The sequence below is a fragment of the Aquabacterium olei genome (assembly GCF_003100395.1).
Lineage (GTDB): Bacteria > Pseudomonadota > Gammaproteobacteria > Burkholderiales > Burkholderiaceae_C > Aquabacterium > Aquabacterium olei.
Window position 1 is genome coordinate 2,577,504 of the sequence record NZ_CP029210.1, and the last position, 14,243, is coordinate 2,591,746.

Below are 14,243 nucleotides of genomic sequence, written 5' to 3' on the forward strand. Positions count from 1 at the left end.
CAGCCACGACGGGGCGAGCCAGCCCGGTGCCGTGGCGCCCACAACCCCATCGGGCTCAGGCACCCATGATGACCGGGCCGCCCTTGGCCACGCCGCGCTGGTAGGCCGGACGGGCCTCCACACGCGCCAGCCACGCGCGCATCGCCGGGGCCGGCGCCGGGTTGCGCGACAGCAGGGCCGCCACGGCAAAGCTCATCTGGAAATCGGCGAGGCTCAGCTGATCGCCCGCAAACCATGTGTGGCGCGAGAGGTGGTCTTCGATGAAGGCGTGGGCGCTGGCCAGGTTGGGGTCGATCAGTTTGGCCTGCACCTGCTGGCACAGCTGCCGCGCGATCGGGCGCACGAAGAAGGGCATGGGCTGCGTCGGGATGGTCATGAAGACGAGCTTCATCACCAGCCAGTTCATCAGCGAACCCTCGGCGTAGTGCATCCAGAAGCGCAGTTGGTGGTGCGCCTCGGTGCCGCGGACAGGCAGCAGGTTGGCCAACTCACCCTGAGCCCCGCTGCCATGGGTTTCAGCCAGGTATTCGAGGATGGCGCCCGATTCGGCCACCACGCGGTTACCGTCGGTGATGACGGGCGACTTGCCCAGCGGGTGCACGCGCTTGAGTTCGGGCGGGGCCAGCCGGGTGCGCGGGTCGCGCTTGTAGAGCTTGATCTCGTAGGGCAGGCCGAGCTCTTCAAGCAGCCACAGCACGCGCTGCGAGCGGGAGGTTTCGAGGTGATGAACGATGATCATGGGCGCGAAGCCTACACGCCCGCGCGGCCCATGTCACCGCCCAGGACCTGATACAGGGTGGCCAGCGCCGACAGCCTGTTGTAGCGGTTCAGCGCCAGGTTGTTTTCGGCCGCGCGGCGGGTCTCCTGCGCGTCCAGCCAGGTCTTGAGCGGCACGGCGCCGCTGCGATAGCGGATCTCGCTCAGGCGCTCGGCCTGGCGGGCCGCCTCCACCGCTTCAGCGAGGCGGGCGCCCTGCTCTTCGTACTGGCGCCGTGCGGACAGCGCGTTCTCGACCTCGCTGAGCGCGGTGTACCAGGTCTGGCGGTAACTCAGCACGGTCAGCTCGTAATCGGCCTGCGAGATGGCCGTGTTGCGGCGCACGTCGCGCCACTGCACGAAAGGCAGCGTCAGGCCCGCGCCCAGCGTGCCCACCGGGTCGATCAGCACATTGGACAGGGCGGTGGTGGTGCGGCCCACGCTGCCGGTCAGCGTGAGCACCGGGTAGGCCGCCGCACGGGTGGCATCGACCGTGGCAAAGGCCGAGCGCAGGCGCAAGTCGGCCGCCAGCACATCAGGACGCCGCGTCAGCAGCGAGGCTGGCAGCCCGGCGGGCACTTCGGGCAGCGTGCCTTCCGGCAGCAGCTGGCTTTCGTCCATGGGCACGCCCGGCGGGCCGTCGAACAGGATGGCCAGGGCATTGCGTGCCTCGACGCGCTGTTGCAGCCATTGCGTGTGTGAGGCCTCCAGCGCAGCCACGGTCTGTCGGGCCTGCGCCACCTCCAGCCCGGAGGCCGCGCCCGCGCGGGCCTGGGCGTCCACCAGCTTCAAGGTCTGGCGGGCGTAGTCGATGCTGGCCTGGCTGGCGGCCACCCGCTGATTCAGGTAAGCGACCTGCCAGTAGGTTCGGGCCGTGGTGGCGACCAGGGCCTGGGCCGTGGCAAGCCGGTCCTGGGTGGTGGCCGAGGCCTCCCATTCGGCCGCCTGGCGGGTTGCGGCCAGGCGGCCCCAGAGGTCCAACTCCCAACTGACGCTGCCCGTCAGGGCGCTGGTCTTGACGAGGTTGCCTTCGCCGTCGAGTTGACGACTGCCCTGCGTGCTGGCGCGCACGGACACCGTGGGCAGCTGGTTGCTCGCCGCCGTGCCGGCCACGAGCTGCGCACGACGCACCCGCACCGTGGCCTGGGCCAGGTTGTTGTTGCGCGCCAGTGCGTCGTCGATCAGGCGCACCAGCACCGGGTCGTTCATTTCCAGCCACCAGGGCGAGGGTCGGGTCTCGCCCACCTGTCCGCCTTGTGCCTGCTGGAAAGCAGACGGTTGCTGCACAGCGGGTGCCACGGGCTCGCCGCGGTAGGTGGCGCACCCACCCAGCGTGGCCAGCGTCAGCAAGGTGAGTGCAAAGGGAAGGAGGCGGGCGTCGCGGTTCATCGTGCGTGTATGCGGGAAGGCGGCCACGGGCGGGCGCTCATTGTCGGGCCAGCGCGTCCACCGGATCGAGCCGGGCGGCATTGCGCGCGGGCAGGAAACCGAAGACAACGCCGATCAGCGTCGAGACCGCGAAGGCCGTGACGATGGAGGCAGAGGAATAGACCATGCTGAAGTTGCCACCCAGGCGCTCGAACAGCAGGCCGATCAGCAGCGCGATGCCGATGCCCAGCACCCCGCCGATCAGGCAGACCAGCACGGCCTCGATCAGGAACTGGCGCAGGATGTCGCTCTGGCGCGCGCCCACGGCCATGCGCACGCCGATCTCCTGGGTGCGCTCGGTGACGGACACCAGCATGATGTTCATCACCCCGATGCCGCCCACCACCAGCGAGATCAGCGCAATGGCCGACACCAGCATGGTCATGGTCTGGGTCGCGTTCTCGACCGTCTGGCGGATGCTGTCGCTGTTGCGGGTAAAGAAGTCCTGCACGCCATGGCGTTGCGTCAGCAGCGCCACGATGCCCTGCTCGGCCGCCGCGCTGGGCACCTGGTCGCTGATCCGCATGGTGATGTTGCGCAGGTGGTCCTGCCCCAGCATGCGCTTCATGGCCGTGGTGTAGGGCACCCAGATGTTCAGGGCATCGGTGTTGCCCATGGCCGACTCCAGCGGGGCCGTCACGCCGATGACGCGCACCGGCACGCTGCCCAGAAAGATCACCTGGCCCACGGCAGCCTCGCTCGGTGCGAACAGCGCCCTGCGGGTGTTGGGGTCGATCACGGCCTCCTGGCCCAGCCGCGAGACGCTGTCGGCATCGAAGCCCTGCCCTTCAGCCAGCGTGTAGCCCTTGACCCGGAAATAGGCCTCGCTCACGCCCGACACGGTGGCCGACGCTTCCACATTGCCGCGCCGGCTGGTCACACTCGTGCTCACGGTGGGGCTCACGCTGTCGACATAGCTCAGCTGCGACAGCGCCCGTGCATCGCCTGGAATGAGCGTGTGAATCGTCGCGGCACGCCGGTCGCCAAAGTTCTTGCCGGGGAAGATGTCGATCGTGTTCGTCCCCATGGCGCTGATGTCCTTGAGGATGCGCTCACGCGAACCCTGCCCGAGGGCCACCACCGACACCACCGAGGCGATGCCGATCACGATGCCGAGCATGGTCAGCAGCGTGCGCAACCGGTGGCCAGCCATGGCGCGCAAGGCCATCGTGAAGGCTTCGGCCAGCCGATCCCAGTGCGCATGCAGCCAGGAGCCGGATGCGCGGTCGCGAGCCGGCGGCGCAGCCGTCACCGACGCGGCCTCGCCCTGCCGGCGGTCGGCCACGATGCGCCCGTCGCTGATCTCGATGACGCGCTGGGCGTGGCTGGCCACCTGGGCGTCGTGCGTCACGAGGATGACCGTGTGCCCATCGGCATGCAGCTCGCGCAGGATGCGCATGACCTCGGCGCCACTGACGCTGTCGAGCGCCCCGGTCGGCTCGTCGGCCAGGATCACATCACCGCCATTCATCAGCGCCCGTGCGATGCTCACGCGCTGTTGCTGCCCGCCCGAGAGCTGGCCGGGACGGTGCCCTGTGCGATCGCCCAACCCCAGCCGCTGCAGAAGGGCCTGCGCGCGTTCATGGCGCTGCGCGGGCGGCATGCCCGCATAGATGGCCGGGATCTCGACGTTGCCCTCGGCCGTCAGGTCCCCCATCAGGTGGTAGCGCTGGAAGATGAAGCCGAAGTGCTCGCGCCGCAGCCGCGCCAGCTCGTCCGGCTCCAGTGCGGCAGTGGACTGGCCGGCCACCTCGTACTGCCCGCGCGTGGGGCGATCGAGGCAGCCCAGAATGTTCATCAGCGTCGATTTGCCCGAGCCCGAGGCGCCCATGATGGCCACCATCTCGCCGGCCTCGATCGTCAGGTCGATGCCCTTGAGCACCGCCACCGTGCCCTCGCCCGAAGGAAACTCGCGCCAGAGGTCGCGGACTTCCAGCAATGCCTTGCCCATGTCGTGCCCCGGCTCAGAACATCGGCGGCCCGCCGCGGGAACGGGACGCGTTGTTCGCCGACGCATCGCCGATCACCACGCGCTCGCCTTCCTTCAGCCCGTCCAGCACCTGGGCCTGGACGCGGTTGTTCAGGCCCACGCGCACCTGGCGCTGGCTCACTCTCTGAGCCTGCCCCGCCTCCCCCTCCAGCACCTTCACGGTGTAGCGGCCGTCCTTGCCGCGCGCGCCCAGTGCGGTGGCGGGCACGGTCAAGGTGTTGTCGGCACGCGAGGCGACGATGGACACCTGCGCGGTCATGTCGATGCGCAGCTTGTGCTCGGGATTGGGCACGGTGAAGCGGCCGTTGTAGTAGATGGCCGAGGTGGTGGAGGAGCTGGTGCTGCTCGTGCTGGTCGTGCTCGAGGTTTCGGCCTGCTCGGCGTCGGTCGAGGGCTCGATCGCCACGAGCCTGGCGTCGTAACGCTTGTCGGGCTCGCCCATGATGGTGAAGTACACCGGCATGTCGGGCCGCACCTTCACCACGTCCGCTTCCGAGATCTGCGCGCGGATCAGCATGGTGTCGAGCTGGGCCAGCTTGATCAGCGTCGGGGCCGATTGCAGCGCGTTCACCGTCTGCCCGGCCTTGCGCACCACGGCGATCACCACGCCGTCCATCGGCGCCACGATGCGGGTGTAGCCCAGGTTGGTCCTGGCGGTGTCGACGGCGATGCGCGCCTGCTCGATCTGCGCGTCGAGCTCGGCCAGCGCCGCCCGCGTGGTGTCGACCGAGGCCTGCGCCGCCTCCAGGTCGGCCCGTGTGCCCGCATCTTCCTTCACCAGCGCCTGCGTGCGCTGGAGCGCCAGCTCGTACTGCACCAGTTGCGCCTGGCGCGACCGCTTCTGCGCGGCCAGCACGGCCAGTTGCGCCTCGGCATTGCGCAGGTCGTTCTGTTGCTTGGTCGAGTCGATCTCGGCCACCAGATCGCCCTTGTGAATGGACTGCCCCAGTTCGACATGCAACTTGCGGATCTGCCCCGAGGCCTGGGCCCCGATGTCCACCTGCTGGATGGCCTGGATGGAGCCCGTGGCCAGCACAGTGTCTTCGAGATCCTGTCGCGTGACGGGCGCCGTGATCACCTGCGGTGCCGGCGGTGGGGTGAAGTAGTGCTGGCGCACCCACCAGCCTCCCCCGATCAGCAAGGCGGCGATCAGGCCCAGCCGCCACCCCTTGAACCAGCTTGTTCTTCTCATCATCGTGCTCATGCGGGCAGTGTGATCGTGCCCGGTTGTCATTCCGCGAAGCGCAGGTTACTGCAATGTAAAGACCGCTGCGCGCGCGTCCGGAAAGCCGCAACAAGTACCCGAAAAGGCGTGGGTCACGGGCTGATCCCACGGTTTCGTTCGTCGTTCCGGGCCAAGATACCGGCATGCTGTCTCATAGTGAACCGGCCCTTCTGCTGGCCGCTGCCCTCTTTGCGCTGGCGCAAGCTCCGGCCGCCATCGCGGCACCACAAGGCCTGATGGTGGTGGACACCGCCGGGCAACCGGTCGCGGGGGCCGTTGTCTCGGTTCTGGTGCGCGGCGTGCGGGCCACCGCGCCGTCAGGCACGCTCGCCCAACTCGGGCAGCGCAACAAGCAGTTCGAGCCGACGCTGCTGGTCGTCCAGACGGGCACGCTGGTGAACTTCCCCAACTTCGACACGGTGCGGCACCACGTCTATTCGTTCTCGCCCGCGCGCCCCTTCGAAATCAAGCTGTACGCCGGCACCCCGGCGCAACCCGTGCTCTTCGACAAACCGGGCACCGCCACGCTGGGCTGCAACATCCACGACCGCATGCTGGCCTACGTCCACGTCGTGGACACGCCGCATTTCGGAGTGAGCGACGAGCGCGGCCGGCTGACCATCGACCTCCCCGGGGGCGAGCACACCGCCCGCATCTGGAAGCCTGCCATGGGCGAGAAGGTCCCGGGTCAGGAGGTGCGCTTCGCGACCACGGCCGCGGGGGCGGTCACGCTGCGCATGAACCCCTGACGGACGGGCGTCACACCGCTTTCACAATCGGCTGGCACAGTTCACCTTGTCGGCGGCCTGAAAAGGCCGCAGGGAGCCCACCAGGCCCGGCCGACGGACGCCGCAGTCGACGCCTGAATTCCCCCGACACCTTTTTTCTCCGGCCTGCCCTTCACCTGGCGGGCCGTTGTCTTTCCAGCAGGTGCAGCACCAGCGCAACGCGGGCCTGCGCCGCCGTGAGCGAACCGGCAGCGAGCCAGTGATCGCCCTCACGGGGCGTCACCCCGCCCCGCGCCACCCGGCTGCTGCGCCACACCGTCACGCCCGCCGCCTCCGCGCGCTCCAGCGCGGCGGACAGGCCGGCATGGAGGGTGCCGTGTCCGGTTGCGGCGGCGATCAACCCGTCCAGCCCCCCGTGCTGCGCCGCATGCGCACACAGCGCGTCGACGACCCAGCCATCTGCATCGGCATGGCTGGTGACCACCTCCACCCGCGGCACGCGAGGCGCCTGCAGCAGCGCCCAGCCGCGCGCGCCACACGACGGCCACATCGATGCGCTGGCAGGCATCGTGCCGTCGGGGCTCAGCTCACAGAGCACAGGTGCATCGCCCCCATCGAACGCGTCGATCACCGACGTATGGGCCTTGCGCACCGCACTGGCAGGCCACACCCGGCCGTGCATCACCACCACCACGCCCCCCTGCCCGGCCTGCGCCCCCTGGCGAACCACCGCCACGGCATCACGCAGGTTGGCCGGGCCATCGGCATCCGGCGCCGTCGCGGGCCGCATGGCGGCTGTCAGCACGATGGGCTTGCGGCCATCGTGCAGGGCGTGCAGCAGCCACGCGGTTTCCTCGAGCGTGTCGGTGCCGTGCGTGATCACCACACCGGCCACATCGTCGCGCTGCAGTTCGGTCTGGATGGCCTGGCCCAGTGCCTGCCAAACCGGCCAGCCCATGTCCTTGCTGTCGATCTGGGCCACCTGCTTCGCCTCGATCGCCTCGCTGGCCAGCTCCGGGACAGCGTCCACCAGCTCTGCCACGCTGCGCTGGGCGGCCACGTAGTGCCAGGCGCGATCGGGGTCCGAGCCGGTCCCGGCGATCGTGCCCCCCGTTCCGAGGATCACCACCTTCTGCATCGTTCTTTCCTTGGGGTACTGGACAAAGAAACAGTCCTGTATAAAATGCCAGCAAACGGACTGCGCCCCCCGGGCTGCCCTGCGATGTCGAACGATAAACCCAAACTCACGCCGCGCCAGCAGCAGATCTTCGAGCTGATCCAGCGTGCCATCGCGCGCACAGGCGCCCCGCCCACCCGGGCCGAGATCGCGGCCGAGCTGGGCTTCCGTTCGGCCAATGCCGCGGAAGAGCACCTGCAGGCCCTGGCCCGCAAGGGCGTGATTGAACTCGTGGGCGGCACCTCGCGCGGCATCCGCCTCAAGGCCGACACGCTGCGCACGGTGAATGAAAGCCGCAAGCGCCCGGCCGAGCCGCGCAACGGCGGGCTGCCCTTCAACCTGCCGCTGCCGGGCCTTGAGCAACTCGTGCTGCCGCTGGTGGGCCGTGTGGCGGCAGGCCAGCCCATCCTCGCGCAGGAGCACGTCGAGCAGACCTACGCGGTCGAACCCAGCCTGTTCAGCCGCACGCCCGACTACCTGCTGCGCGTGAAGGGCATGAGCATGAAGGATGTCGGCATCCTCGACGGCGACCTGCTGGCCGTGGCCCGCACCCGCGAAGCCCGCAACGGCCAGATCGTCGTGGCGCGCCTGGGTGATGAGGTGACCGTCAAGCGCTTCCAGCGCACCCCGGAAGGCATCACGTTGCTGCCGGAGAACCCCGATTTCGAACCCATTCTCGTCCCCCCTGATCACCCCGAGTTCGAGCTCGAGGGGCTGGCGGTGGGCCTGATTCGCAAGCAGTTGCCGAACTGAACACCGCCCCAGGGCGGCGCCAGTTGGTCAACAGCCACCATGCGGGTGGCGGGCATTCGTGCGCCTGGATCGGCGTGCAATCCCGCATGGTGATGTGCGTCCGAATCCTGCCGGACTTCGTCAGTTTCAAGGAGTTCACCATGATTCATCACCTCGCCCGGGCGTTCGCCGCACGCCAGCAAGCCACTTACCCCCTGGAGTCCGCACGCGCGCAGCAGAACGCCGCCGAGGCGGACACCGCCGGGCGCCGTCCCGTGCGGCCTCGGCCCCTCACGCCCTGGCAGGTCAAGCCCGCACCGGAAGCACCGGGCTGCAAGCAGGGGGCCGACAGCAGCACCCCACCCGCGCCGGGTCAACGCCCCCCGGTTGACGGCCGCCCGGCTTCCGCCCATGCGGTGCGCATCTCCACCGACCCCACAGACGCACGCCGCACCGTGATCGCAGGTCGATTCGGTGCCGTGTGTGCGGCGCTGGATCGCCTGGTTCGCGAGCAGGAAGCCCTGGCCTGAGGACCATCGCCACCCCGGCCATCGAGCGTGCAAAAAAGCAGAACCCGCCAGGCACACAGGGTGCACTGGCGGGTTCATGACCCGGGCTCAACGCTCGGATCAGGCGAGGCCCGGCAGCCTCAAGCCACCGGGTTGATGCCGCGCATCAGCCCATGTGCAGGCCGCCGTTGACCGAGAAGTCGGCGCCCGTGGCAAAGCCGGCTTCTTCGCTGGCCACCCACGACACCATCGAGGCGATTTCTTCCGGGGTGCCCAGACGCTTCACAGGAATGGTGGCCACGATCTTGTCGAGCACATCCTGGCGGATGGAGCGCACCATCTCGGTGCCGATGTAGCCCGGCGACACCGTGTTCACGGTCACGCCCTTGTTGGCCACTTCCTGCGCCAGCGCCATGGTGAAGCCGTGCATCCCGGCCTTGGCAGCCGAGTAGTTCGTCTGACCGAACTGGCCCTTCTCACCGTTGACCGAGCTGATGTTGATGATGCGTCCCCAGCCGCGGTCCACCATGTCGTCGATGACCTGCTTGGTCACGTTGAACATGCTGTTGAGGTTGGTGTCCATCACCGCATCCCAATCGGCCTTGGTCATCTTGCGGAACATGCCGTCACGCGTGATGCCGGCGTTGTTCACGAGCACATCGATGGGCCCATGCTCGGCCTTGCACTTGCGGAAGGCCTCGACCGTGGAGTCCCACTCGGCGACGTTGCCCACCGATGCGTAGAAGGTGTAACCCAGGGCCTTCTGCTCGTCGAGCCATTTGACATGGTCACGGCTGGGGCCGCAACCGGCGATGACCTTGTAGCCGTCCTTGTGCAGCCGCTGGCAGATCGAGGTTCCGATGCCGCCCATGCCGCCGGTCACGTAAGCCACTTTTTGAGTCATGTTGATCTCCTCTTCCAAAGAATGTTTATGGTCTCGACGAACGAAAACTGCGCTCAACGCTCGATGGTGAGCGCCACGCCCATGCCGCCGCCGATGCACAGCGAGGCAATGCCCTTCTTGGCGTCGCGCTTGGCCATTTCATGCAGCAACGACACGAGGATGCGACAGCCCGATGCACCGATCGGGTGACCGATGGCGATGGCGCCCCCATTGACGTTGACCTTGCTCGTGTCCCAGCCCATTTCCTTGTGCACGGCGCAGGCCTGAGCGGCAAAGGCTTCGTTGATCTCGAGCAGGTCGAGGTCGGCAGGCGCCCAGCCGGCACGCTGCAGCGCGCGGCGCGATGCCGGCACCGGGCCCATGCCCATCGTTGCCGGGTCAAGGCCCGCGTTGGCGTAGGAAGCGATTCGACCCAGCACCGGCAGCTTGAGTTCCGCAGCCTTGGCGGCCGACATCACCATCACGGCAGCGGCGCCGTCATTGAGGCCCGACGCGTTGCCAGCGGTCACCGAACCCGCCTTGTCGAAAGCCGGACGCAGACCGGCCAGTGCTTCGGCGCTGGTCTTGCGGTTCACGTACTCGTCCGTGTCGAACACGACGGGGTCGCCCTTCCGCTGCGGAATCACGACCGGCACGATTTCGTCCTTGAAGCGACCGCTCTCGATGGCCGCGGCCGCCTTCTGCTGCGACGCGAGCGCCAGGGCGTCCTGCTCCTCACGGCTGATGCCGTACTGCTTGGCCACGTTTTCGGCGGTGATGCCCATGTGGTACTGGTTGTAGACGTCCCACAGGCCGTCGTTGATCATGGTGTCGACCATGGACCAGTTGCCCATGCGCATGCCGTCGCGCGAGTTGGGCACCACGTGCGGCGACAGGCTCATGTTCTCCTGACCGCCGGCGATCACGATTTCGGCGTCACCGTCGCGGATGGCCTGTGCAGCCAGCATCACGGCCTTCAGGCCCGAGCCACACACCTTGTTGATCGTCATGGCGGGCACCGAGTTCGGCAGGCCGGCCTTGATCACAGCCTGGCGCGCGGGGTTCTGGCCGCAACCGGCCTGAAGCACCTGGCCCAGGATCACTTCGCTGATCTGGTCACCCGACACGCCGGTGCGGCGCAGCAGATCCTTGATCACCACCGCACCGAGTTCCGCGGCCGGGGTCTTGGCCAGGGTTCCACCAAATTTGCCCACCGCGGTTCGCGCGGCGGCAACGATGACGATGTCAGTCATGAGACGCTCCTGTATCAATCAATGAAAAGCCCGTGCGCCGGGCTCGTGCGGTTCAAGCCTTGCGCAGCACGTAACGGCCGGGCGCGGCTTCGATCGGGGGGTAGGTCCGGTTGCCAGGGCGCTTCGGTGCGGGCACCTGACGGCCGGCATGTCCAGCCAGCCAGTCGGCCCACACGGGCCACCAGCTCCCGGGACGTTCTTCTGCCGCATCCAGCCAGGCCGAGGCGCTGTCAGGCAAGGCCTGTGCCAGCGAACCGCTCACCCAGTGGCTGCGCTTCTTCTTTTCAGGCGGGTTGATCACGCCGGCGATGTGGCCCGACGCACCCAGCACGAAGGTGCGGGGCCCCCGCACAACCTGGGTGGACGCATAGGCGCTCTCCCACGGCACGATGTGGTCTTCGCGCGAGCCGTAGATGAAGGTCGGCAGGTCGAGCCGGCTCAGATCGAGGGGCTCGCCGCACACCGTGACCGCCCCCGGTTGCACCAGCTTGTTCTCGAGGTAGGTGTTGCGCAGGTACCAGGTGTAGAACGGGCCCGGCAGGTTCGTGCTGTCGCTGTTCCAGTACAGCAGGTCGAACGCCGGCGGCGGCTCGCCCTTCAGGTAATTGCCCACGACGTAGTTCCAGACCAGGTCGTTCGGGCGCAGGAACGAGAAGGTGGCTGCCAGGTCGCCGCCGCGCATGAGGCCGCCGCCCTTCGGGCTGTCGGGGCCCATGGTCATCTCGCGCATGCGGACCATGGCCTCGTCCACGAAGACGTCCATGATGCCGGTCTGGCTGAAGTCGAGGAAGGCCGTCAGCAGCGTCAGGCTGGCGGCGGGGTGTTCGCCCCGGGCAGCCAGGGTGGCCAGCGCCGTGCCCAGCATGGTGCCCCCCACGCAGAAGCCCAGGGCGTTGACCTGGTCGGCGCCCGAGATGTCGCGCGTGACACGCAGCGCCTCGAACACGCCCTGCTCGATGTAATCGTCCCAGCTGGCCTGCGCCAGGCTCTCATCCGGATTGACCCAGCTGACCATGAACACCCGATGGCCTTGCGACACCAGGTAGCGCACGACCGAGTTCTCGGGCTGCAGATCAAGGATGTAGAACTTGTTGATGCACGGGGGCACGAAGAGGAACGGCCGCTCGTAGACCTTCTCGGTCAGCGGCGCGTACTCGATCAGCTGGAAGAAGGCGTTCTCGAACACCACCTGGCCGGGGCTGGTCGCCACGTTCTGGCCGACGTGGAAGACGCTTTCGTCCGTCTGCGACAGGTGCCCCTGACGCAGGTCGTGCATCAGCTGCTGCACGCCCTGCGTGAGGCTGCTGCCGCGGGTGTCGATCGCCTTCTTCAGCGCCTCGGGGTTCAGCGCCAGGAAGTTGCTGGGCGACGAGGCCGCCACCCACTGCTGCACGGCGAAACGCACGCGCTCGCAGGCCTTGTCGTCACCCTGCAGCGCGTCGGCCAGGCGGCGCAAGGTCCGGGCGTTGAGGAGGTACAGCGACGCGGTGAAAGCGGCTGCCGGATGAGCCGACCACTCGGGCGCAGCGAAACGCTTGTCAGCCGGCTTGAGCGCGTCCTGGCCTTCCAGCGACTTGTTCCACAGCGCAGTGGCTTCCTGCACGTACTCCTGCTGGATGCGCTGCATCTCGTCGGCCGGCACACTCAGCCCCGCCAGCGATTGCACGGTGGTGCCGAGGCTTCGGCCCATGGCCTCCACCGCCGCGGTCATGGTGGACACACCGGGTGCCGTGGGCAGGGTCGGCAGACCGGCCGGCTTCAGCAGGTTCATCCACTGCGTCAGGGCCTCGGGCCCGGCTTGGCCCGCCGTGCTCGGCGGAAACTTGAACAGATCGGCGGCGTCGAGGCCCGTGCCCCGTGCCCACTGGCGCCAGTCGGGCCATGCGCCGGTCTTGAACGCCTCGGCGCCGGGCAGTGCCTGCGCAAAGGCCTGGAACGGTGCGCCGAACGGGTTGGCTGCCGCTGCGGCCTCGGCGCCGGGCGAGGCACCGGCTGACGGCGCTGCGGCCGCGGAGTCTGTCGCCGCTGGTGCGACCTGCTCGGGCTCGCGCGCCGGCGCAGGCTTCGTCGCCCGGGTGGCCGACTTGGGCGAGGGTGCGGCGCCCGGGGCGCGCGCAGAGGGGGTTGCCTTGCGCGACTCAGCGTCGCTGCTGGCTTGCCGGGTGCGCGAGCTGCGCGACCTTGGGGAAACTGCCATACGTCTCCTGCTTGGATGAGGACCGATGCGGGCAACCGAGTGCCCCTCTGCATGTTGTCCTATTTTGAGGGCACATTTTTCGTGGCGAAACGACCCCAGGCGGCTTTTGCCGTCTTTCCAACAACCGCCATTCGCCCGGTAAGGCAGCGCACCATGGTCACAATAACGCCATGAATGCACTGGCATGGGTGATGCACATCAACCGACATGGTCTTGGTGCGCCCCGTTACCGTCTGCAGTGTTTGCCCTCGGTGCCTGAAGAAAGCCCTTCGCGATGTGGACCTGGATTGTTGCCCTGGCGTGGATGTATGTGGTCTCGCTGATGACGCTGGCCGAAGCCACGGACCCGCAGGGCTCCGTGCTGGGCGCGGTCATCACCTTCCTGTTCTATGGGCTGGGCCCACTGGCGCTCGTGATGTACCTGCTGGGCACGCCGGCCCGTCGCAAGGCCAGGCAGGCAGCCGAAGCGCGTCAGGCGGCCGCAGCAGAGGGCCCGGCGGCCGACTCAGCGGCAGGAGTCGAGCCAGATGCAGGCAGCCTGCCGTCCGGTGCGCCCGTCTCGCCGGAAAGAAAAGAACCGTGATGGCTCGCTGACCGTGCACCACGCCCCCCCGGCGGTGTGCGCCGCGCGCACGCCCAGCCCGGCCAGCCGGTCCTGCGCCAGGCCAGCCAGATCCGCCAGCCAGCGGGGCGCGGCCTCGCCGCTGCCTGCGCGGGGCACGAACCGGGGGTGAGATTCAGCGGGGTTCACCCCGAAGCCCGCCAACACGTCGGCGCCCACTTCGAACGCCGACGGGCCGATGCAGGGCCCCAACCACGCGCGCAGATCGGCGGGGGCACAGCCCGTGGCCTCACACAGCGCCGCCACACCGGCCTCCACGATGCCGCGCCCGCCCAGTTCGCCTGCGCCCGCCAGGCCGCGCCAACCTGCGTGGAGCGCCGCCACGCCGCGCCCCTCCGGCGCAGCGAGCAGCACCGGCAGGCAGTCCGCGACCATCACCGTGCAAGCCACGCCGGGCTCCGTGGTCAGCGCCCCGTCCGCTTCAATGGGTTCCCCGCCCAGACCACTGCCTGCCGTCAGCCGGACCACGGTATGCCCATGCACTTGCCTGAGCCAGACTGGTCGCGCACCGAGCAAGGCAGCCACCTCGGCCCGATTCAAGGCCACGGCGTCGGGCGTGTCCCCGACATGGTCCCCCAGGTTGCACCCGGCATAGGGCGCGGCACTGTGCCCGCCAGATCGTGCCGTCATCAAGGCGCCCACGCCCGGCCCCATGGCTGGCACGATCCACCCGGCCGGCAGGCCCGGGGGCTGGCCGGCGACGTCGGAGCGGGGTGTGGTGGCAGGGTCAGTGGACATGAGAC

General features: G+C 68.5%; 13 protein-coding genes. 4 read left to right on the plus strand and 9 right to left on the minus strand.

The features are described from left to right. Positions 1-55: 55 nt before the first annotated feature. The 4 genes from DEH84_RS11565 to DEH84_RS11580 are packed head-to-tail and all read right to left on the minus strand — an operon-like array spanning position 56 to position 5,369. Positions 56-739 (minus strand): glutathione S-transferase family protein, encoded by a 684-nt coding sequence (locus DEH84_RS11565; RefSeq protein WP_109036990.1) that lies wholly within the window; start codon positions 737-739, stop codon positions 56-58. A gap of 11 nt (positions 740-750) precedes the next feature. After that, positions 751-2,145 carry an efflux transporter outer membrane subunit gene (locus tag DEH84_RS11570; protein ID WP_109038354.1) on the minus strand — a complete coding sequence of 465 codons (1,395 nt, stop codon included), beginning with the start codon at positions 2,143-2,145 and terminating at the stop codon, positions 751-753. A gap of 37 nt (positions 2,146-2,182) precedes the next feature. Continuing rightward, positions 2,183-4,135, minus strand: coding sequence for a MacB family efflux pump subunit (locus DEH84_RS11575; RefSeq protein ID WP_109036991.1), 1,953 nt, complete (start codon positions 4,133-4,135; stop codon positions 2,183-2,185). 13 nt (positions 4,136-4,148) lie between these two features. After that, positions 4,149-5,369 (minus strand): efflux RND transporter periplasmic adaptor subunit, encoded by a 1,221-nt coding sequence (locus DEH84_RS11580; protein WP_109038355.1) that lies wholly within the window; start codon positions 5,367-5,369, stop codon positions 4,149-4,151. A gap of 173 nt (positions 5,370-5,542) precedes the next feature. Here DEH84_RS11580 and DEH84_RS11585 point away from each other — a divergent pair, with 173 nt between their 5' ends. Next, positions 5,543-6,148, plus strand: coding sequence for a methylamine utilization protein (locus tag DEH84_RS11585; RefSeq protein WP_109036992.1), 606 nt, complete (start codon positions 5,543-5,545; stop codon positions 6,146-6,148). Positions 6,149-6,299: 151 nt separating this feature from the next. Here DEH84_RS11585 and DEH84_RS11590 read toward each other — a convergent pair whose 3' ends face one another. After that, positions 6,300-7,265: an asparaginase gene (locus tag DEH84_RS11590; protein WP_109036993.1), complete on the minus strand. Its 966-nt coding sequence runs from the start codon at positions 7,263-7,265 to the stop codon at positions 6,300-6,302. A gap of 84 nt (positions 7,266-7,349) precedes the next feature. On the opposite strand from DEH84_RS11590, the gene lexA reads away from it, so the two are divergent. Beyond that, the gene (gene lexA / locus DEH84_RS11595) at positions 7,350-8,057 is read left to right on the plus strand and encodes a transcriptional repressor LexA (protein ID WP_109036994.1); all 708 of its coding nucleotides are present in this window, start codon (positions 7,350-7,352) and stop codon (positions 8,055-8,057) included. A gap of 140 nt (positions 8,058-8,197) precedes the next feature. After that, the gene (locus DEH84_RS11600; RefSeq protein WP_159098939.1) at positions 8,198-8,566 is read left to right on the plus strand and encodes a hypothetical protein; all 369 of its coding nucleotides are present in this window, start codon (positions 8,198-8,200) and stop codon (positions 8,564-8,566) included. A gap of 145 nt (positions 8,567-8,711) precedes the next feature. Here the strand turns inward: DEH84_RS11600 and phbB are convergent, their stop codons facing one another. Genes phbB through phaC form a run of 3 tightly spaced genes read right to left on the minus strand, consistent with a single transcriptional unit; the run spans position 8,712 to position 12,452 of the window. Then, the gene (gene phbB / locus DEH84_RS11605; protein WP_109038356.1) at positions 8,712-9,449 is read right to left on the minus strand and encodes an acetoacetyl-CoA reductase; all 738 of its coding nucleotides are present in this window, start codon (positions 9,447-9,449) and stop codon (positions 8,712-8,714) included. A 53-nt stretch (positions 9,450-9,502) separates the two neighbouring features. Continuing rightward, the gene (locus DEH84_RS11610; protein ID WP_109036996.1) at positions 9,503-10,681 is read right to left on the minus strand and encodes an acetyl-CoA C-acetyltransferase; all 1,179 of its coding nucleotides are present in this window, start codon (positions 10,679-10,681) and stop codon (positions 9,503-9,505) included. 52 nt (positions 10,682-10,733) lie between these two features. Continuing rightward, positions 10,734-12,452, minus strand: coding sequence for a class I poly(R)-hydroxyalkanoic acid synthase (phaC, locus tag DEH84_RS11615; protein WP_109038357.1), 1,719 nt, complete (start codon positions 12,450-12,452; stop codon positions 10,734-10,736). Positions 12,453-13,152: 700 nt separating this feature from the next. On the opposite strand from phaC, the gene DEH84_RS11620 reads away from it, so the two are divergent. Beyond that, positions 13,153-13,461: a hypothetical protein gene (locus tag DEH84_RS11620; protein WP_109036997.1), complete on the plus strand. Its 309-nt coding sequence runs from the start codon at positions 13,153-13,155 to the stop codon at positions 13,459-13,461. On the opposite strand, the gene pgeF is transcribed toward DEH84_RS11620, so the two are convergent. Beyond that, positions 13,384-14,238, minus strand: coding sequence for a peptidoglycan editing factor PgeF (gene pgeF, locus DEH84_RS11625; RefSeq protein WP_425428953.1), 855 nt, complete (start codon positions 14,236-14,238; stop codon positions 13,384-13,386). The two genes, DEH84_RS11620 and pgeF, sit on opposite strands and share 78 nt — an antisense overlap. Between the last annotated feature and the right edge of the window lie 5 nt (positions 14,239-14,243).

Excerpts from the sequence above, each read along its gene's own strand:
- DEH84_RS11570 (WP_109038354.1), bottom strand. The coding sequence starts at position 2,145 with ATGAACCGCGACGCCCGCCTCCTTCCCTTTGCACTCACCTTGCTGACG.
- DEH84_RS11565 (WP_109036990.1), bottom strand. The coding sequence starts at position 739 with ATGATCATCGTTCATCACCTCGAAACCTCCCGCTCGCAGCGCGTGCTG.
- DEH84_RS11620 (WP_109036997.1), top strand. The coding sequence starts at position 13,153 with ATGTGGACCTGGATTGTTGCCCTGGCGTGGATGTATGTGGTCTCGCTG.
- DEH84_RS11575 (WP_109036991.1), bottom strand. The coding sequence starts at position 4,135 with ATGGGCAAGGCATTGCTGGAAGTCCGCGACCTCTGGCGCGAGTTTCCT.
- DEH84_RS11580 (WP_109038355.1), bottom strand. The coding sequence starts at position 5,369 with ATGATGAGAAGAACAAGCTGGTTCAAGGGGTGGCGGCTGGGCCTGATC.
- phbB (WP_109038356.1), bottom strand. The coding sequence starts at position 9,449 with ATGACTCAAAAAGTGGCTTACGTGACCGGCGGCATGGGCGGCATCGGA.
- DEH84_RS11610 (WP_109036996.1), bottom strand. The coding sequence starts at position 10,681 with ATGACTGACATCGTCATCGTTGCCGCCGCGCGAACCGCGGTGGGCAAA.
- lexA (WP_109036994.1), top strand. The coding sequence starts at position 7,350 with ATGTCGAACGATAAACCCAAACTCACGCCGCGCCAGCAGCAGATCTTC.
- DEH84_RS11600 (WP_159098939.1), top strand. The coding sequence starts at position 8,198 with ATGATTCATCACCTCGCCCGGGCGTTCGCCGCACGCCAGCAAGCCACT.
- DEH84_RS11590 (WP_109036993.1), bottom strand. The coding sequence starts at position 7,265 with ATGCAGAAGGTGGTGATCCTCGGAACGGGGGGCACGATCGCCGGGACC.
- phaC (WP_109038357.1), bottom strand. The coding sequence starts at position 12,452 with ATGAACCTGCTGAAGCCGGCCGGTCTGCCGACCCTGCCCACGGCACCC.
- pgeF (WP_425428953.1), bottom strand. The coding sequence starts at position 14,238 with ATGTCCACTGACCCTGCCACCACACCCCGCTCCGACGTCGCCGGCCAG.
- DEH84_RS11585 (WP_109036992.1), top strand. The coding sequence starts at position 5,543 with ATGCTGTCTCATAGTGAACCGGCCCTTCTGCTGGCCGCTGCCCTCTTT.